This window comes from Idiomarina sp. UBA3176, assembly GCF_002364295.1.
Classification (GTDB): Bacteria; Pseudomonadota; Gammaproteobacteria; order Enterobacterales; family Alteromonadaceae; genus Idiomarina; species Idiomarina loihiensis.
Genome location: NZ_DEXU01000002.1, coordinates 42,757 through 61,048, shown reverse-complemented (window position 1 = coordinate 61,048; position 18,292 = coordinate 42,757). Strand labels below are relative to the sequence as shown.

16 protein-coding genes are annotated in these 18,292 nt (G+C 49.9%); 3 read left to right on the top strand and 13 right to left on the bottom strand.

The features are described 5' to 3' along the window. Window positions 1–90: 90 nt before the first annotated feature. Together B2U97_RS00580 and B2U97_RS00575 are read left to right on the top strand one after the other, a co-directional pair. Complete coding sequence (locus B2U97_RS00580) at window positions 91–1,215, top strand: hypothetical protein (RefSeq protein WP_286823508.1); 1,125 nt, start codon at window positions 91–93, stop codon at window positions 1,213–1,215. A 300-nt stretch (window positions 1,216–1,515) separates the two neighbouring features. Continuing rightward, window positions 1,516–2,382 (top strand): AraC family transcriptional regulator, encoded by an 867-nt coding sequence (locus B2U97_RS00575; protein WP_114982329.1) that lies wholly within the window; start codon window positions 1,516–1,518, stop codon window positions 2,380–2,382. A 90-nt stretch (window positions 2,383–2,472) separates the two neighbouring features. Here the strand turns inward: B2U97_RS00575 and B2U97_RS00570 are convergent, their stop codons facing one another. From B2U97_RS00570 to B2U97_RS00515, 12 genes are all read right to left on the bottom strand, one after another. Continuing rightward, the gene (locus B2U97_RS00570) at window positions 2,473–3,654 is read right to left on the bottom strand and encodes an NAD(P)/FAD-dependent oxidoreductase (RefSeq protein WP_272990445.1); all 1,182 of its coding nucleotides are present in this window, start codon (window positions 3,652–3,654) and stop codon (window positions 2,473–2,475) included. Next, window positions 3,654–4,145, bottom strand: a complete 492-nt coding sequence (locus tag B2U97_RS00565) for a peroxiredoxin (protein WP_272990448.1) — start codon at window positions 4,143–4,145, stop codon at window positions 3,654–3,656. The genes B2U97_RS00570 and B2U97_RS00565 overlap by 1 nt, the downstream gene beginning before the upstream one ends. Then, the gene (locus tag B2U97_RS00560; protein WP_272990451.1) at window positions 4,129–4,905 is read right to left on the bottom strand and encodes a class I SAM-dependent methyltransferase; all 777 of its coding nucleotides are present in this window, start codon (window positions 4,903–4,905) and stop codon (window positions 4,129–4,131) included. The genes B2U97_RS00565 and B2U97_RS00560 overlap by 17 nt, the downstream gene beginning before the upstream one ends. Further along, on the bottom strand, window positions 4,902–5,354 hold the full coding sequence (locus B2U97_RS00555) for a GNAT family N-acetyltransferase (RefSeq protein WP_114982333.1): 453 nt from the start codon (window positions 5,352–5,354) through the stop codon (window positions 4,902–4,904). Before B2U97_RS00555 ends, B2U97_RS00560 begins: the two co-directional genes overlap by 4 nt. Then, window positions 5,351–6,223, bottom strand: a complete 873-nt coding sequence (locus tag B2U97_RS00550; protein WP_114982334.1) for a Dam family site-specific DNA-(adenine-N6)-methyltransferase — start codon at window positions 6,221–6,223, stop codon at window positions 5,351–5,353. The genes B2U97_RS00555 and B2U97_RS00550 overlap by 4 nt, the downstream gene beginning before the upstream one ends. Before the next feature lie 81 nt (window positions 6,224–6,304). Next, entirely contained in the window at window positions 6,305–7,897 is a 1,593-nt protein-coding gene (locus B2U97_RS00545) for an AAA family ATPase (RefSeq protein ID WP_286823506.1), read from the bottom strand. Window positions 7,898–7,942: 45 nt separating this feature from the next. Next, a complete protein-coding gene (gene aroB / locus B2U97_RS00540; protein ID WP_286823505.1) occupies window positions 7,943–9,016 on the bottom strand; it encodes a 3-dehydroquinate synthase in 1,074 nt (357 codons plus the stop codon). A gap of 18 nt (window positions 9,017–9,034) precedes the next feature. After that, the gene (gene aroK, locus B2U97_RS00535; protein WP_011235696.1) at window positions 9,035–9,568 is read right to left on the bottom strand and encodes a shikimate kinase AroK; all 534 of its coding nucleotides are present in this window, start codon (window positions 9,566–9,568) and stop codon (window positions 9,035–9,037) included. A 137-nt stretch (window positions 9,569–9,705) separates the two neighbouring features. Further along, window positions 9,706–10,989, bottom strand: coding sequence for a type IV pilus secretin PilQ (locus B2U97_RS00530; protein WP_114982337.1), 1,284 nt, complete (start codon window positions 10,987–10,989; stop codon window positions 9,706–9,708). After that, complete coding sequence (locus B2U97_RS00525) at window positions 10,986–11,813, bottom strand: hypothetical protein (protein WP_286823504.1); 828 nt, start codon at window positions 11,811–11,813, stop codon at window positions 10,986–10,988. Before B2U97_RS00525 ends, B2U97_RS00530 begins: the two co-directional genes overlap by 4 nt. Beyond that, window positions 11,806–12,342: a hypothetical protein gene (locus B2U97_RS00520; protein ID WP_286823503.1), complete on the bottom strand. Its 537-nt coding sequence runs from the start codon at window positions 12,340–12,342 to the stop codon at window positions 11,806–11,808. Before B2U97_RS00520 ends, B2U97_RS00525 begins: the two co-directional genes overlap by 8 nt. Beyond that, complete coding sequence (locus B2U97_RS00515; RefSeq protein WP_286823502.1) at window positions 12,330–13,151, bottom strand: hypothetical protein; 822 nt, start codon at window positions 13,149–13,151, stop codon at window positions 12,330–12,332. Before B2U97_RS00515 ends, B2U97_RS00520 begins: the two co-directional genes overlap by 13 nt. Window positions 13,152–13,341: 190 nt before the next feature. Here B2U97_RS00515 and B2U97_RS00510 point away from each other — a divergent pair, with 190 nt between their 5' ends. Continuing rightward, window positions 13,342–15,804, top strand: coding sequence for a penicillin-binding protein 1A (locus B2U97_RS00510; RefSeq protein ID WP_286823501.1), 2,463 nt, complete (start codon window positions 13,342–13,344; stop codon window positions 15,802–15,804). 38 nt (window positions 15,805–15,842) lie between these two features. Here B2U97_RS00510 and B2U97_RS00505 read toward each other — a convergent pair whose 3' ends face one another. Beyond that, window positions 15,843–18,284 (bottom strand): bifunctional aspartate kinase/homoserine dehydrogenase II, encoded by a 2,442-nt coding sequence (locus B2U97_RS00505; RefSeq protein ID WP_114982342.1) that lies wholly within the window; start codon window positions 18,282–18,284, stop codon window positions 15,843–15,845. Window positions 18,285–18,292: the final 8 nt, after the last annotated feature.

The following is an 18,292-nucleotide window of genomic DNA, read 5'->3' as shown; positions in this document are numbered from 1 at the left end:
CGAAGTGTACGTGAGTAAATAATAACCGATTGTTTAATAAAACACAGTAGGCTATCGTTGGGTAACAACTTAACAACAAAATTCTGTGTTATGCGTCATTTTCTAGCGTTGTTACTGTGTGTACCTTTAATGGTGTCTGCAGAAAAAAAAGAACCCCCTCTTTCTGATATCGCTCCTTACCTCGAACAGGGGCGCATTAATACGTTACTTGATTACGTCAGAAACCCGCAAAACGAAGCGCAAATTTATACCATGCTGGGTCGCTCTGATAAGGTCTATGAGTTCCTGACTAAATATACTGAGAAGAGTCACTGCAAGCTGGATAGCTCGGTCAAAAAAATGCCAGCAACGCCTTTGGTGAAAAAGCGCGTCGCGGATCACCAGGTTGTTATGGTGAATGAAAACCACTTCAACGTGGCTTCAAGAGCGCTGGTCGCCAAGTGGCTGCCTTGGTTTAAAGATCAAGGGTTTACACACGTTGGCTTTGAAGCTTTTGGGCCTGGTGAGAAAGCAGCCAGGGAGTTTTACTTTCAGGAGTCGATGATGTCTAACCTCATCCAAAAGGCTGAGGCGCTAGGCTTTAAGGTGTTCGGGTACGAGGCAGAAAAGAGCACGCCGGACGAGATGGACTTTGCTGAAGGCTTTGCATTCAGAGATAAGCAGCAAGCTGAGAACATCTTAGAACAAATAGCCCAGGCAGATGACAACGCCCGGTTCCTGATATTTGCCGGTTGGGCGCACATTGCCGAAGCACCACTTAAATACCCCGGCGGTAAGTACCGCACAATGAGTGACTTCTTGAAAAACGACCATGGTATTAATCCGCTGACTATCGATACAACAGCCTGCCCGTACAGCGGCGACGAAAATAATCCACTAGCCAGTTATGCGTACATGCAGGATGGCGATATCATCAATGTCGGAAGCGTGCAAAACGTTGATATCCAAATACGGGTACCTAAAGCACCACCAACAACCATCGGCTATTTTAGGAAGGCTCTGGGAGACGCCTATATTCCAAATGAAGCGGACTGGCCTGAGAATACACCCGTCATACTTCAGGCTTACAATACTGATAAAGGCTATGTTGCCGACCGTATTCAGTCCGATGCCGGTGAGCAATTACCACTTTATCTTCCTTCCGGTAATTACCGAGTGACCTTGCATAGTCTCGACGGTGAGCTGATTTGGGAAGACAGGGTAGAGTTGAATTAGTTTTTAGGTTGTATCTATGAGCAGTATTTTGCACATGTAACACCGTAATGTGGATATCGGGAGCTTAACGTTGATCTACGTATGGCACTCACTTTTTATCGAAGAAATTAACATTTGGCCTAAGTTCGCTCTTCAAATGTTCGGACAATTATTTGTTGTTACGGCTGTGGCGATGCTGTGTGTTGGTATTGCTAAAAAGCTGCTGCGTAGAACAAATTTTCCTCGATATTGAGCAACCTTAGTCAAGATTAACCCTCTATTAAGTTTTAGTATTAAACCGCTAAGGGGAGAATTACTTATATGTCGAACTATCAAGGTCGGTTTGAGAAAGTTATTAGTCACATTGAGGCGAATCTGGACGCTGATCTTGATATTGATACGCTGTGCAAGCTTGCGCATTTGTCCAAGTATCACTTTCACAGGCAGTGTTCGGCATTCATGGGAATGTCGGTAATAAAACTGGTACGGTTGCTTAGGCTCAAAAGGGCTGCTTATCAGTTGGCCTACAGAGATCATGAAAGAGTTCTGGATATAGCGCTGGCAAATGGCTACGAGAGTCATGAAGCCTTTTCTCGGGTGTTTAAAAAGCACTTTGATAAAAGTCCATCCGAATTCAGAAAGGCGGCTAATTGGACCCCTTGGCACGAGAAATATGAACCTATATTAATGCTAAGGAAAAATATTATGGATAACGGCACAAAATTTAACGTTGATATTAAAGCGTTTCCCGCAACGTTAATCGCGGTAATGGAACATCGCGGGGCGCCAAGTTTATTGGGGGCTTCGCTACAAAAATTTATTGAATGGAGAAAGCTTAATCATCTCCCGCCAAGCAAAAGTAAGACATTTAACTTGGTTTACGATGACCCGAATGTTACCGCACCAGACGACTATCGACTCGATATCGCCTGCTCTGTCGATAAGCCTGTCGCCGCCAATGACTACGGCATAGTCAACAAAGTTATTCCTGCGGGACGATGCGCGGTGATTAGGCATATTGGTAGCGACGACTCTATCGGTGTGATAGTAAGCTTTCTTTATACCCAATGGCTGCCAAAGTCTAAGGTTGAAGTGCGGGATTTTCCTATTTACTTCGAGCGAGTCAGCTTTTTCCCGGATGTGCCAGAGAACGAAATGATAACCGATATTTATTTACCCATTGAATAAAATATAGTTGTCGGCTAATTAGTCTGATCCCGGTCCGCCTCCTGGCACCAAGCGGAACTAAACAGCACAAGTGATCGCTCTGGCAATCACTTAAACCTCCGACCCACAAGCAAAACCACTGCTCCACGCCCACTGGAAATTAAAGCCTCCCAACCAGCCGGTTACGTCCAGCACTTCGCCAATAAAGTACAGGCCGGGTTGTTTCTGGCTTTCCATGGTTTTAGAGCTGATTTCGTCGACGTTTACGCCGCCTAAGGTGACTTCGGCGGTGCGGTAACCTTCGGTGCCGTTGGGTTTTAGCTGCCAGCGGTTAAGGTTGTCGGCTATAGCCTGAAACTGTGCGTTAGAGGTATCGGCCAGTTTGTTGTGTAGCGGCCATTGGTGGTGCTCTGCCAGCGCAGTAACCACTCGCTTAGGGAAGTGTTGCTGTAATACGGTATTGAGCTGGGTTTTGGGTTGTTGCTGTTGTTGGCTTTGCAGCCATTCAAAAGCGTCTAAGTCGGGCAACAGGTTAATGGTAACGGCTTCGCCGGGCTGCCAGTAGGAGGAAACCTGCAAAATTGCCGGTCCGCTGACGCCGCGGTGGGTAAACAGCATGGCTTCGCGGAAATAGCCGCCATGAGCCTCTGCACTGACGGGTACAGCCACACCGGAAAGCTCGGCAAAGCGGGCTTTTTCGTCATCTTGCAGGGTAAAAGGCACTAAACCGGCGCGTACCGGCACAATGGAATGTCCAAACTGCTCGGCAATTTGATACCCCAGCGGAGTCGCACCCAGTTTGGGCATAGACAACCCACCACAAGCGATAACCAGTTTGTCGCAGCGGTAGTCGCCGCGGCTGGTTTCAATGCGGTAGTTGTCGTCATAATCTACCGAGACAATGTCGGTACGTAACTGTACCTTGGCACCGTGGCGGTCGCATTCGCTCATCAGCATGCGTACAATGTCTTTGGCAGAGTCGTCGCAAAACAACTGGCCTAAGGTTTTCTCGTGGTAGGCAATGCCGTATTCAGCCACCAGGCCAATAAAGTCCCATTGGGTGTAGCGGCTGAGTGCCGATTTGCAAAAATGCGGGTTGGAAGACAGAAAGTTTTCCGGGCCGGCGTACATATTGGTGAAATTGCAGCGACCGCCGCCGGAAATCAGAATTTTCTTGCCTGCCTGCTTGGCGTGATCCAATACCAGCACCGACTTACCGCGCTGTGCGGCATGGGCGGCGCAATGCAACCCCGCCGCGCCGGCACCAATAATAATCACATCCCAGTTCGACATTATTTCTGCAGTTGCTCCAGTATGTATTCGGCTTTGCTCACTTCAAAGGACTTGTCCTCTTCTACAAACACGCCTTTGACTTTGCCGTCGGTGATGATCATCGCGTAGCGCTTAGAACGTATGCCGCCGAAGTTACCAGTGTCCATGCTCAGGCCCATTGTCTGGTTGTACGCGCCGTTGCCGTCGGACAATAACCGAACCTTTTCTCCGATCCCTAATGATTCGCCCCAGGCCTTCATAACAAAGGCGTCATTTACAGCCACACAATTAATGCTCAGAACACCCGCTTCTTTTAATGCTTCGGCGTGTTCTACGTAGCCGGGCAGGTGTTTCTCCGAACAGGTCGGAGTAAATGCGCCAGGCACTGAAAACAGTACGTGTGTGCCTTTGGCAAAAATCTCTGCCGGGTCGTAGTTCTGAATGCCAAGATCACCTTTGCTGGTCAGTGAACCTGATGGAATTTTATCGCCTTCTTTAATTTGCTGACTCATGAAAACCTCGTTTTATGTAAACATCAAAGCGATGTTTTTTACTCTTAATTTGACTGTTTGGTTCACGCCCGGCCAGAAAAGGTGCGCTGTTGGGGCGCTTTACTACGACCCTATATTTGGCCAGAGCGAGGGCGGGTTCCAGCAGGGTATCGGCGTCTTCGTCACTGCCGACCAACTGCTGGAACATTTGCATGTCTTTTTTTACCTGTGCCTTCTGCTTGCCGGTTTTTGGGTACATGGGGTCTAAATAAACCACATCGGGCTCTTGAGTATAACCATGACCGGTAAACAGGTTGTCGGTGCCAATTAGCTGCATGCGTTGGCAGGTTTCACCAATGAAGTCGGCTTCCTGCTGGGCCCTGTGCAGGCCATTATCGAGCAGTGCCGCGACAACCGGGTGTCGCTCTATGAGTTGCACGTTACAACCTAAGCCCGCCAGTACAAAAGCATCCCGCCCCAGGCCGGCGGTGCCATCGACAACCGATGGCTTAAACTGCCCACTAACACCAACCGCTTTGGCGATGGCTTCGTTTTTTAACTGCGTGTTCTGCGCTCGGTAGGCCGCTTTACCCTGATGAAAGTCCACCACTAAAGGCGACATTTTCTGGGGACTTTGCAGCCAGTGCAATGCCAGCACGCCCTCGGTCAGCCAAAGCTGAAAGGCATCCTGCTCGCTTGCCTTGGTAGGCAGGCCCCAGCGCTTTGCAATGTCAGCGGCTGCTTCAGCATCACTTTGACAAAGTACGGGGGCGACGATCACTGCGCAGCCTTACGTTGCATATCAATGTGCGGAATATCGTCTTCCAGATACTCTTCGCTAATGGCTTCAAAACCAAAGCTTTGGTAGAACTTCAACAAATAAACCTGAGCGCCGACCCGAATTGGGGCTTTGGGGGCATATTCTTCAAGATAGTCGATGCTGCGTTGCATGACTTCAACACCCAGCTTCTGACCTCGCACTTTCTCGTGGGTTATTACCCGACCAATACGAGAATAGCCGGTATCGGCGGTGGCCAGGTATAGCCGGGCGTAGGCGATCATTTCATCGGCATTGTTGCGGGCGTACAAATGTAAGGCCTGCTCATCGGCGCCGTCAGCGTCCAGGTAAGGACAGGTTTGCTCCACCACGAAAACTTCTTGTCTAAGTTTCAGTAAGTCGTAAAGATCACGCAGTGAAAGGTCGTTAAATGCTTTTAAATGCCAGTTCATGTGCCTACTTTCTTCAATGAGTTGCTAAGAGAAACCACGTTGCTTTTATTGACTTCGCTATCATATAAGGCGAGCAGCTCGGCCACGGGTTTGCGGCCGTCGCCTTTTTGGCTAATGCTGCGCGAAACCGACAAGCTACTGATATCGGCGTGCTTGTACAAGGCGCGGGTGAGGTCGGTGTCGTGGTTGCTGATCAGTACCGGAATATGGCGTTTCTTTGCAACCTGTACCGCGCGGCGAGCTAACTCGTCCTGATCGGTCAGGCCAAAGCCACCGGTGGCGTAGCTGGTAAAGTTAGAGGTCTGGTCCAGCGGTGCGTAGGGTGGGTCGCAGTAAATCACATCGCCTTGTCGTGCACGTCGAAAAACCTGTTCAAATGGACGGCAAATAAACTTGGCTTTGCGCGCTTTCTCGGAAAAATGCTCGAGTTCTTTTTCCGGGAAGTACGGTTTGCGGTAGTCACCAAAAGGCACGTTAAAAATGCCTTTGCTGTTATAACGACACAAGCCGTTGTAGCCGTGGCGGTTCATATACAAAAAAAGCAATGAACGAAAGTATGGGTCGCTGCTGGCATTAAAGGCGGCGCGCAGGGCGTAATAGGCGTCGGCCTGGTTGTTGCGGTCAACGAACAGTTTGCGGGCGTCCTGAATAAAAGTTTTAGGACGGCGCTTCACAAACTGATACAGGGTAATGAGATCCTGATTAATGTCGTTAAGTAGGTAGCTGTCGTAGTCGGTATTCAGAAAGACTGAACCGGCGCCCACAAAAGGCTCGATGAGCTTTTTACCTTGCGGCAAGCGTGCTGTTATCGGCTCGATAAGTGAGTACTTACCGCCTGCCCATTTTAAAAATGCCCGATTCTTCTTCATGCGCCGGCCGTTGGTTTATCCTTTGCGGATTGTAACCCAAAGGCCGGGGGATGAAAATTGCTGACTGAGCTATTCGTCCCGCTACTGGTTATTAATGTCGCTTTGTACACTGGCAAACGACTTAGCCCAGGGTTCCATTTGCTGCACTTCAGCTGGCAACTGCGTGGCGGCTGCACGTGCTTGCTCAATGCTGGGGTAGCTGCCAAAGATAACCACATAACGTTGGTCGGCACGCTGGTAAACCTGGGTATTACCGGCTATGCCGTAGTCGTTACGGAAATTGCGCAGTAGCTGCGGGTCGCTAATAATGCTGATTTGCAGTGTATAGTTGCCTGAGCCCTGATCCAGCGCCCATTGGGTCTGGAACGGCAACGCACGTTGGGGCTGTTGCGGTTGCGGCTCAGGTTGTTCTGCTTTAACTTCTGGTTCTGGTTGGGCTACAACGGTATCAATGCCTGCCTCGGCTGGCGACTGCTCGTTAGATTGTCCGACAGGCTCGGCTTCCTGAGGCTGTTGTTGCTTTATGAAGCCAAGTGAGATTTCGCCTTCTGATATTTCAGAGGCAGCGACAGTATTCAGTGTGCCCAGAGCGTTCCGGTAAGACGCCGCTAATTCTGCAGGAACCAGTTCTAAAGAACGCTCGGTTAAAGGCTCAAAACTTGGCAGGCTGGCGGCTTGCTCTGTTGCTTCTGCTGTTGTTTCAGGCACGCTTTCTGTCGTGTTGTTTGCAGCGTCTCCGGCGGTTGTTTCTGCCGGTGCCGCTGATTCAGGGTTCACTTGCTGCCAATAGGCGGTTAACTGTTCTTTATTCAAAAAAGCGGCAAAAGCCAGACTAATAACCACTGTAACTAAAATAATAGGCCAAAGGCGCATTTTCCGACGGTTGTTTTGTTCCGGGCTATGTTTCGCTGTGCTCTGTTCGTTGGCGTCTTTCCCGTCGGCATTCTTGTGGGAATTCTCGTCTGTCGTGGTATCGCGATAACGGGCAGCCTGAGTGGTCAGAGTAAATTGCAGACGTTGCTGAATTTCTCCGGGAAACCCATGAATGGAATTTAAAAATTGCTGAATGCGTTCCAGATTCCAGAAGCTGCGCTGTTTTTCTGGTAATAACGCCTGCACAAAACGTATTTGTTCGTCGTGGTTCAGTGGCTGGACTTCTATCATGGTTGGCCCCTGCACCCGCAAGTGCGGTGCCGGACGTTGCTGTTGAGCCCAGCGACTATCTCCGGTAATGATAATACTGGTGCGCTGACCAATGGCACTCAGTTGGGTAACGGTAGAAATGCACTCGGCCATAAAGCTTTCGGATAGCTGTTCGCCGTTATCAATAACAACAATGGCGTGCTTTAGCGGGCGCTGGCGTTGAATTTGGCGACTTAACGACTCGTCGTTAATGCTGATAGTACCGAACAGTTGGTTCAGAATTTGCGCGCGGAGGCGGTCATTGGTAGAGCGCTCGTTGGCGCTGATAAACGCGACTTCAGCGTATTCTGACGCTTGTTCAAGAAAGACTTCAGCAATGGTGGTTTTGCCGCTGCCTTCTTTACCGTGCAGCATAATAAGCGACACGCTCTGCTGGCACTGCTCGTGGAGCTGGTCAATAACCTGTTGTTGACTCGGTTTGGTTTTTACCGGCGCGGCAACAATATGTTGTGGGCTTGCAAGTGCTTGCATCTGTCTGTTCCTGTCTGTCAACCGAATAGAGATAACGCCCTGGCGTTAGCAACATTCAGTGATCACAGCAGCAACGGTATTGTGTTCTACAGTACTGACAACTTCAGCCTGACCAATAGCAACCGGAAGAACAAAATGCAGCTGACCGTCTTTTACTTTCTTATCGCGCTGCATGTAATCTAACCAGTCCTGCCAGGGCATTTGCGGGCCCTTTGTTGGCAAGCTAAGTGCCAGCAGTAAATCTTTAATGCGTCGAAAATCTGACGAATTGAGCCGCTGTGTCACTTCTGACAGCTTAGATGCAATTATAATGCCAGCAGCAACTGCCTCGCCGTGTGTCCATGCACCGTATTCGGTGGCGGCTTCAATGGCATGGCCAAAGGTGTGACCTAAATTCAGCAATGCCCGCAGGCCTTTTTCGCGCTCGTCTAACGCCACAACTTCGGCTTTAATTTCGCAACTGCGTTGAATAGCGTAGGTCAGTGCGGCCGGATCTTGCAGATTTAATTCTTCGGTATGTTGTTCCAGCCATTGGAAAAAGTCAGCGTCGTAGATAACGCCGTATTTTACTATTTCGGCTAAACCGCTACGGTAGTCACGTTCGGTCAGGGTTTGCAGGCAGTCAATGTCGATAACCACAGACTTAGGCTGATAAAAAGCGCCAATCAGGTTTTTGCCCTGGGGGTGATTAACCGCTGTTTTTCCGCCCACGGAAGAGTCGACCTGCGACAATAAGGTGGTTGGAATTTGGTAAAAATCGACACCGCGTTGAAAAGTTGACGCCACAAAACCGGCTAAATCACCGACCACACCGCCGCCTAAGGCGATGATGCCACAGTCGCGGTTAAAACCTGCGTCTATCAGAATATCCATGGCTTCGGCGCAGCTGTCCAGGCTTTTGAACTGCTCGCCGTCGCGCATTTCAAACACTTTCACCTGGTGACCAGCTAGGTTTTTTAATAACGGCTTAAGGTAGTACTGACTAATGGTCGGGTTGGTGATGACCAGCAGTTGTTGATTCAGTTTGTGCGGAAGGCGCTCTACATAGTTGGGTAACAGGGCGTTACCAATGTAGATAGTGTAGCTGCGTTCACCTAAAGAGACGTTAACCTCAGCCATGAACGCAGCTCCTGTTACTTACCCAAGACCGTTAATGGACTCAAGCTGTTCGATAATGTCGTTGACCACAAACTTTGCACTTTGCTCATCGGTTTGCACCGTAATGTCGGCAATTTCTTCGTACAAAGGATCGCGCTCTTGTGCCAGCTCTTCAAGCACTTTGCGTGGGTCTTCAGCTTCGGCAATTAGAGGCCGGCGTTTATCACGCTGGGTACGAGCCAACTGCTTCTCGATAGGGGTCTTTAAATAAACCACCACACCCCGAGCCGATAACCGGTTACGGCTTTCTTTGCTCATGACCGAGCCGCCACCTGTCGCTAAGACGATGCCCATGTTTTCGGTAAGCTCTTCGATCACTTTTTCTTCGCGTGCACGAAAGCCTTCTTCACCTTCAAGCTCGAACACCCAACTGATTTCGGCACCTGTGCGGCGCTCAATTTCAGAATCTGAGTCGTAGAACTCTAAATGTAATTGTCTGGCGATTTGACGGCCAATCGTACTTTTGCCAGCCCCCATGGGCCCAACAAGAAAAATATTACGTTTCTCAGCCATATTCCTGCTTACATCATTGGTTAAAATTAGCTGTAACTCACGAATCCGGAGTGTCTGGAGACGTCCCCCAACCCAACGAAAAGAAGCGCGATTATCGCAACTTGAGCCCACTTTAGCAATAGTAATCGGCTTTTGGACTAACTTTGTGGCAATATCGTTGGTGTTACAAAAATCATAAGTTCCCGCTTTTCATCGCGTTGCTGCTGATGAGAGAACAATTTCCCGATTAATGGCAGCGACCCTAAGATGGGGACGCGACTGTCATCATTCAAGTTATGTTCCTGAAAGATTCCGCCCAGAACGATAGTTTCGCCATTTTTTGCCAGCACACGGGTGGACATTTCCTGAGTGTCGATAGCAACAGCTGGGCCGGTTGGGGTGGCAATGGTATCGCCGCGCGTGTTTTGAGTTATGGTCAGCTCCATTAAAACATGGTTGTTGGGAGTAATTTGCGGTGTAACGCTTAAGCCCATTACCGCTTTTTTAAACTGCACTGCAGTAGCGCCGTGTGCGGCGGTTTCTACATAAGGTATTTCGGTGCCCTGCTCTATGTAGGCGGGTTGTTGGTTCGACGTGAAAATTTTTGGGCTGGTAATAATTTCTGCTTTGTTCTCCTGCTCCAGTGCAGTTAGTTCGAGATCCAGCAGAATATCGTCACTCAGCCGCGCTAAATTAGCAGAAAAAGTGCCGGCGGGTGCGGCGGTAGGCAAGTCTACCTGCATGCCTTTAACAAAACTTCCGGCGTCTTCGGGTATTGCCAGACCGTATTCCGAAACACCCCAGCGAATGCCCAGTTCTTTACTAACATTCGCTTTTACGGTGACCATGCGGGCTTCAATCAGTACCTGTTTAACCGGCACGTCCAGATCATTAACCAGTTGCCGGATAGTTGCCAGTTGCTCTGGTGTATCCCGTAGAATAAGTGTATTGGTACGTGCATCGACGCTTACCGCACCGTTTGGTGACAGAAAGCTCTGCTGCTCGTTTTTTAGTAGCTTGGCTAAGTCGCTGGCCTTTGCGAAGTTAACGCTGAGTAAAATCGAGCGATACTCGTTGCTATCTGTGGTGTGTTCACCGGCAACATCAATGCGCAGCATAGAGCCCTGCAGACGAATAGCGAGATCATGGCTGGCGATTAACGTAGCAAATGCGTCCTGCCATGCCACACCATTCAGCTTCAGACTGGACTCACCCTTCACGTTGTCGGTCATCAATATGTTCAGTTGGTGCTGATCCGCTAATAGCTGTATGAGGTCGCGCAGCGGCATTTTACGGGTGTTGAGAGATACCGGTTGTAAGCGCTGTTGTTCGCTAAGCAGGCTTTGCCAGTTCTTGTCGGCTGCATAGACTGCAGACACGGGCTGGAAACTCAGAATAGCCAGCAGCAAAAAGACATAAAAAGAGAGTCGTGTTGGTATCATTGTGAGGAATTGTCCTTAGTTAAATGGATTTTCAACGATTTTGCTGACCAGCATCCGGATTGCTTTTCCCAAAGCTGAAATTCGGCGTATTCGCCGTTAACGCTTTGTAGCTGCATGAGAGGGGCCGCTATCCAGCTACTTGCCGCGAGTGTCAGCAGTGGTTGGTTCGGTATTTTCAGCAGGGCTTTTTTAACCGGAGAGGTTTGAGTGGCAATTAACTGCACCAGAGACCAGTCGTTAATGTGAATATCGCTTTGCATTTCAGGTTTGCCCAAGCACTCGATAGGCTCTGCGATAACGTCCGGGAAGTCTGATTTAAACAACGAATGGGCGCTAAGTTCTGAGAGCGCTGGGCTGCCAGCCGTTAACCAGAGAAATTGCCAGCTTAATTTGCCGCTGTTTTCCCCGGTGTCGCGCCACTTTAGTGTTTGCGTAAATGGAAACGGCTGTCGCACTTCCTGCTGCTCCTGCATGATAGAAGCGACCAGCCGTAGCGCGTTCTGGTAAGCGCCGGTAACACCAACCAGCCATTGCTCAGCGTTTTCCGGGCTTTGTTGATAATAGAGGTCGACGTTGTGTTGCCTTGCCGCCTGCGTTAATAAAGTGGAGACATCCGTCTCTGCGTGCTTCGTTACAACTGACTCGGCTTGCTCAGGAACCCCGGGAACGTACCGCTGCAGTTGCTTCTCTTGCTTTCGAAGCAGCTCATTTAGCTGGCTTGCCTGATAGCCGGTAAGAAAGTAACTGACACCAATAGCTGCCACCGTGAAAAGCAGAACAGCAGCGACCCATAACCACAGCGGTTTTTTAAGTGACTCAGCCATTAGGTTCAGCTCCGCTATTCACGTTTTTCTGAGAACGAATGTAGGAGAACACCACACCTTGCTGAGGCAATAGTTGTTGTTTTAGTCCGGGCTCTACTAACTGTTTTTCCAGCCATAAATACTGTTCATTAACCTGCGGTATCTGCCGGTAGATGGCGGTGAGTTTCATTTGAGACTGGCTAAGGGAAAACTCGCGCTGCCGGAGTTGGTGCTGTGTTCGCTCAAGCAGAGCGTAAAATGCGTTGAGCATCTCGTGGCTAGTATGCTTTCGGTGGGTAAAGGCTTTTTGCAACTGTTGCTGTTTTTGGTAGAGCTTCCAGCGCTTTAGCTGAATGTTCTGCTCTTCCAGTGCCAGCTTTTGCTCCGCTAGTTGATGCTTTAAGTTGCTCAGGTAACTCTCATAAGAAATGACCCATTGCACGGATACAGCGCCGACAATAAGCAGCAGGAGAATCCCCAGACAATGCAGCGCACGGTAACGTAGCCATAGGCTTTGTTCCCGCCATTGCAACAGGTTTAGCGATGCCATTGACTGAACCCCCGCAAAGCTAAACCCAGCAGCACTAATTCGTTATCTAAGGCCGAAACAATAGGGGCAACATTGTTCTGGAAAAAGGGTGCTGTAGAAAGCGCCAGGTGCTTCAGTTGTTGATTAGAAAGTTGCCGTTCAAGTTGCGACTGAATGGCTTTATCGCCAAAACTCATTACCCAGCTGAATTGATGAGACAGCTGAGCCTTAAGCAAAAAGCCCACCAAATTGTTGGTGTCGACAGAGTCGAGCCGCTGAAAGACGCCGTTCTTGCAATAAAGCAAAATGGATTGTTGCTGACGGAGCTCAACGACTATCCACGCCATGTCAGTCTCGAACTTGGTATTGTCAGGCCAAAGGTAAGGCAAAACCGCATTAGCTGCCCGTACTACTGACTGATAAACGGGTTCAACCACTTGCACCGGCATTTTCAGCGGGGCCAGTAAGACCAGCAATTCCTCCAGTGCTGAACGCTGGCCAATAACCGCTTCTGCTTCTTGCCCGTGGTTATGGGTGCAGTAGTCGTAGCTTATACCGGTATTGCGTTTTAGCTGGGGCGGTAATTTTTCCAGTAATTGCTCTTCAACCTGCTGGTTATTGTCTAACGGAATTTTCTGATAGTGGGTTGCGCTGTAGTCCAGTGCCGAGACAATACTGTCTGGTTTTAAGCCCTTGCCGGTTAAGCTGCTATGGTGCTGCTGAGAAAAGTGTTCGACAACAAAATGCCGACCCCGGCGGGACAATTGTAAAACCAGACAATTTTCACGATTAATTTGCACAGCAAGTGGTTGTTGCCGAAGTAATGACATTAGACAATATCCTTATTGTAGAAAAGCCAGATGCAAGCGTAGTGTTGTGAACAAAAATCCTCCATAATAGTCAGTAAGAGTTATGAGCTAATTTATGTCGGTGATTTCGGTTTCAACACTCTGGCGTGATTCTGGAGTAAGTTCTGGCGTAAGTTCTGACGTAGTAAAAATGAAGTCATGGAGCAGATAATTGAAGTGGTTTAAGCGGCTAATCTACACCTTGCTGGTGTGTATTATTCTTGGCGGGGTAACGGTTGGCAGCCTTTACTTATACGTTAAGCCCGAGTTACCCAGTGTGGAAACCTTGCGGGACGTGCGTTTGCAAACACCCATGCAGGTGTTTAGCGCTGACGGTGAACTGATCTCGCAGTTTGGCGAAAAGCGCCGAATTCCGGTAAAACTGGAAGATGTACCTCAACCGCTTATTGATGCTTTTCTCGCTACCGAAGACAGCCGTTTTTATCAGCACTTTGGGGTTGATCCAATAGGTGTTGCCAGGGCTTTTAGCGTGTTGCTCACCACCGGTGAAATTCAGGAAGGTGCCAGTACCATTACCATGCAACTGGCGCGAAACTTCTTCTTAAGCTTTGACCGTGCCTGGATGCGTAAGGTGAAAGAGTCTTTTATCGCTGTCCACATTGAACAGTTGTTGAGTAAAGACGAAATTCTTGAACTTTATTTGAATAAAATTACCTTTGGTCATCGTGCCCACGGTGTCGGTGCAGCCGCGCAGGTGTACTACGGTAAGCCGTTAAACGAACTGACGCTGGCGCAAATGGCAACCATTGCCGGTTTGCCTAAAGCACCGTCTAACCTGAACCCTATTTCAAACCCTACTGCCTCTAAAGCTCGTCGACGCGTTGTCTTATTGCGCATGCTGGACGAGAAGAAAATTACTCGTGCTGAGTTTGAAGAAGCCGCAAATGCTCCTGTCACAGCTCGACGCCATGGCGCTGAGGTGACAGTGCACGCGCCTTACCTGGCAGAAATGGTGCGTCAGGAAATGGTTGATCGCTATGGTGAAGATAAAGCCTATAACGAAGGTTATCAGGTGTACACAACCATCAGAAGCGACGTACAGTTGGCTGCGCGCCAGGCTATATGGGATAACCTGCACAGCTATGATGAGCGACACGGTTATCGCGGTCCTGTTAGTTTATTGTGGTCAGCAGAGAAGAATGAAGAGCCGGTTAAAGAACTAGCCATACGCAAGTACCTGGAGCAACTGCGTGTTATTGGTGCGGTAACGCCGGCGGTTGTGACCGCAGTCGAGGAGCAAACGGCTGACGTATTAGTGAAGGGAGAGGGCAAACTTACCCTGCCATGGGAAGCTATGCACTGGGCTCGCGAGTACTTAAACGAAGAACGTCAGGGCCCGCCTCCGGAAACCGCAGCTGACATTATGCAGCCGGGTCATGTTATTTGGTTGCGTCGGGTAAATGACGGCAGCGAATGGCGACTGGCGCAAATTCCCGAACCCAGTTCCGCTATTGTCTCTTTACGACCCGACGATGGTGCCGTTGCCGCGGTTGTTGGTGGGTACAGTTTCCAGCTGAGCCAGTACAACCGCGCTTTGCAGGCAGAGCGTCAGGTCGGTTCAAACATTAAACCTCTGATTTATTCAGCCGCATTTGAAGAGGGCTTAACTCTGGCTACTTTGGTGAATGATGCCCCCATTAACCAATGGAACCCGGGTTCCGGTGTCGCCTGGCGACCGAAGAACTCGCCGGAAGTCTATGAAGGCCCTATCCGTTTGCGTAAAGCTCTGGCTAAGTCAAAGAACGTGGTCTCGGTGCGCTTAATTCGCGAACTGGGAGTTAAAAAAGTGGCGGATCACCTGGCCAAATTTGGTCTGGATCGCTCAAAAATTCCCGAGAACGAATCGCTTTCTCTGGGTTCTCTTTCAATGACACCCATGCAAGTAGCTCGCGCTTATGCGGCGTTCTCGAACGGTGGATTTCTGATAGAGCCCTACTTTATCAAACGTATTGAAGACGCCGATGGTAATGTGATTAAAGAAACCGACCCGGTGCGCGCTTGTTTCGACTGTGACAACCCGGCTCCGCAGGTGATTAGCGAACAAAATGCGTTCCTGGTTGAGCAGGCAATGAACTCAGCGGTCTGGGGCGGCGGCAGCTGGGCAAATGGCACAGGCTGGAACGGTACGTCCTGGCGTATTCAGCGCTCTAAACCCATTACTGAAGCTGTTGGTCGCAACATTGCCGGTAAAACCGGTACCACCAACGATGTTCGTGATACATGGTTCTCAGGTTTTACCTCGGACCTTGCGACAACTGTCTGGGTTGGGTTTGATGATGTTTCCCGTAAATTAGGACGCACGTCAAAGCATCCTGAAGTCGACTCCAGTCAGCAGGCAATAACTGGCGGTGAAGCGGGTGCGAAAACTGCGTTGCCGGGCTGGATCCTGTTTATGGAGAAGGCGCTACCGCTGTTTCCGTCACGCGATTTTGGTATTCCGCCGGGTGTGGTGAATGTCCGTATCGACTTAGAAAGCGGCAAGTTATCACACAAAAGTGACTACACCACGCGGTTTGAATACTTTATACGTGGTACCGAACCCACTGAGTACAGTCGCGATAACGGTCAGTCTAATGGCGATATCTTTCAAGAAGATGATGACGACTTATTCTAGTCAGGCAAAATCTGTGCAATAACAAATTAGTGGGAGCATTAAGCTCCCACTGCCAGTTTACTCAGTAACTGATTGAGATCCGATTGCACGCCGCCGGCGGTAACGTGTTTACCCGCACCAGGTCCGCTAATAACTAACGGCATTTCTGAATACCAGTCGGTGTAGATAACGAAGATGTTTTCACCGGGTATTAAGTTGGCCAGCATGTCCCCTTCCGGAATGTATTCAATACCAACCTGAGCAGTAACTCTTTGCTCGTCACTGACGGTAAAGCTGGCCAGCAGTCGCGGCACTTTGCCGTCTTTAGCCGCTTCGTCCAGCATCGCCGCCATGGGCTCATCAAGTTCGGATAAGCGTTGCATAAACTCGCTAAGTGGTAGATCACGTAAATGCTCCGGTACCAGGCTTTTTACTTCAATGTCCTGCCAGTCCAGTTTTAAGCCAATTTCGCGTGCCAGAATCAGTAATTTACGCACCAAGTCCTGACAGGACAGGTCTTCACGAGGGTCAGGCTCGCTGTAACCCCGCTCTTTGGCTTCTTTTACCAATGAACTGAAAGTGACTCCTTTGGTAAAATTCTCAAACAGCCACGACATGGTACCCGAGAAAATACCGGAGATACTGCGAATTTCGTCGCCGGAATTTCGCAAATCGTTTATGGCATAATTCAGCGGCAACCCGGCACCCACCGTGGTGTTGTATAGCCATTCACGCTCGTACTCGTGCTGAATGGTACGAATTTCGCGGTACAGCGCTTCGTCGGCGGAGCCCGCGCGCTTATTGGCGCTGATAATATGCAGGCCGTTTGCGAACAAGCTGGGATACAGTTGCGCGACTTGTTTGGCGTCAGTCAAGTCAATGACGACCATCTCGTCGTATGGTGCATTTGGCAACTCGCGCAACAGTTCCGTGAGTACATAAGGCCGCGCCAGACGATCGAAGTCTTCTGCCCACTGAGTGAGCTCGACGCCATTGTAATCCAGCCATAAACGCCGCGAGTTGGCAATGCCCATAACCCGAACGTCCATCACTTGGTTAATGCGGTCGCGCTGCTGTCGGAACAGTTCCAGCCAGGCCGTACCAATGTTGCCGCGGCCAATGACTAAAACGCCCAGGCTGCGACGGTAATTGAATAATTGGCTGTGCAAGCGATTAAGTAAGCGGTTATCAAGCTTTTGCTCCAGAATAGCAACAGCAGAGTCACCGTTTTGCGTCAGCGCAAAGCGCCGCACTTTTTGTTCGGAAAGTTGCAGTTTAAAGGTCGAGAACTGGTCGGTTTCCTGAATGCGGTTACCGACAATGGCCAGCATGGAATAGCCGCGAATTTGAGTAATGGCATCACCCGCGCCCAGACTGTCTAACCAGCCGGTCAGGTAGTCTAAGTGGTTTTGGTGAAACACCAGATACTGCTGATGATTTTCCGGCTCGGTCCAGCTGACCAGCGGCTCTAATTCCAGTTCATCCAGACGTTTTACTAAGGCTTTATCGTGCAGCTCAACCTTAAACAGCACCACCTCAGACAGAGAAGTGAAGACTTTTCCGCGGGGCTGGGTATTCTGGAACTGACCAATGCGAGTTTGCTGATTTTCTACTTTTAAACTGGAGCGAACGGAAATGACCATGCGTTGACGGTCAACCGGCTGAAAGGTTCTTGGGTGCAGAACCGGACTGCCAAGACGCGCCAGTTCTTCGGCTTCGGTCCAGTCTAATGTCGGTAAGCTCACCACGCGCTCAACTTTGCGCGGGTCTGCCGAGTAAACGCCGGCAACATCTTTCCAGATAGTAACCTGACGTGTATCCAGCAGGCTGCCGACTAAGGTTGCTGAATAGTCGCTGCCGTTACGCCCCAGAGTTAAACTCTCGCCGTTTAAACCGCGGGCAATAAAGCCGGTAACAATAAAGCGGGTGCCCGAGTGAGGAGCCACTCTTTGTAATAGTTTTTCACGCGAGTGTTCTACCTGAATAACGGGTTCAGGAGCGTCTGCCGCGAGTAAAAAGTCCCGGGCATCAATGTGGTCGGCGCGGGTACCCTGTTTTTGCAGTAAAGCTGATAACAAGCGGGCAGACCAGAGTTCGCCGTACGACAGTAACTCGGCGTTATGGCTAATGGCTTCGTCGCCGACTAACCAACGACGCCAGCGGGTGAAGTCTTTTTGCGATTGCAGTAGCAACTGTTTTTGTAAGTCGCCGCTTAATAATTCGGTGATCAGTCCTTGCTGAAAACTCTCTAATTGATCGAGCAGAATGCTGGCGGTGTCGCCCGGCTGCGCTTTGGCATTAATAATGGCAAGAATGCGGTTGGTTGTATCTCCGGCTGCGGAAACAACGACTAAGTCGCTGGCACCCGCGTACTCGGTTACAATTCTGGCAACGCGGCGATAGCAGAACGCATCGGCAAGACTGCTGCCGCCAAACTTATGCACCTGAACGCTGTCGGCAACGGCTTGCTTTTGCTCTTCTGTGAGCTGAGTTGTGGTCATTCCGCCTT

What these genes read in the sequence shown, in the direction of transcription:
- B2U97_RS00580 (WP_286823508.1), top strand. Translation starts at nt 91, where the DNA reads ATGCGTCATTTTCTAGCGTTGTTACTGTGTGTACCTTTAATGGTGTCT.
- B2U97_RS00575 (WP_114982329.1), top strand. Translation starts at nt 1,516, where the DNA reads ATGTCGAACTATCAAGGTCGGTTTGAGAAAGTTATTAGTCACATTGAG.
- B2U97_RS00570 (WP_272990445.1), bottom strand. Translation starts at nt 3,654, where the DNA reads ATGTCGAACTGGGATGTGATTATTATTGGTGCCGGCGCGGCGGGGTTG.
- B2U97_RS00565 (WP_272990448.1), bottom strand. Translation starts at nt 4,145, where the DNA reads ATGAGTCAGCAAATTAAAGAAGGCGATAAAATTCCATCAGGTTCACTG.
- B2U97_RS00555 (WP_114982333.1), bottom strand. Translation starts at nt 5,354, where the DNA reads ATGAACTGGCATTTAAAAGCATTTAACGACCTTTCACTGCGTGATCTT.
- B2U97_RS00550 (WP_114982334.1), bottom strand. Translation starts at nt 6,223, where the DNA reads ATGAAGAAGAATCGGGCATTTTTAAAATGGGCAGGCGGTAAGTACTCA.
- B2U97_RS00545 (WP_286823506.1), bottom strand. Translation starts at nt 7,897, where the DNA reads ATGCAAGCACTTGCAAGCCCACAACATATTGTTGCCGCGCCGGTAAAA.
- aroB (WP_286823505.1), bottom strand. Translation starts at nt 9,016, where the DNA reads ATGGCTGAGGTTAACGTCTCTTTAGGTGAACGCAGCTACACTATCTAC.
- aroK (WP_011235696.1), bottom strand. Translation starts at nt 9,568, where the DNA reads ATGGCTGAGAAACGTAATATTTTTCTTGTTGGGCCCATGGGGGCTGGC.
- B2U97_RS00530 (WP_114982337.1), bottom strand. Translation starts at nt 10,989, where the DNA reads ATGATACCAACACGACTCTCTTTTTATGTCTTTTTGCTGCTGGCTATT.
- B2U97_RS00525 (WP_286823504.1), bottom strand. Translation starts at nt 11,813, where the DNA reads ATGGCTGAGTCACTTAAAAAACCGCTGTGGTTATGGGTCGCTGCTGTT.
- B2U97_RS00520 (WP_286823503.1), bottom strand. Translation starts at nt 12,342, where the DNA reads ATGGCATCGCTAAACCTGTTGCAATGGCGGGAACAAAGCCTATGGCTA.
- B2U97_RS00515 (WP_286823502.1), bottom strand. Translation starts at nt 13,151, where the DNA reads ATGTCATTACTTCGGCAACAACCACTTGCTGTGCAAATTAATCGTGAA.
- B2U97_RS00505 (WP_114982342.1), bottom strand. Translation starts at nt 18,284, where the DNA reads ATGACCACAACTCAGCTCACAGAAGAGCAAAAGCAAGCCGTTGCCGAC.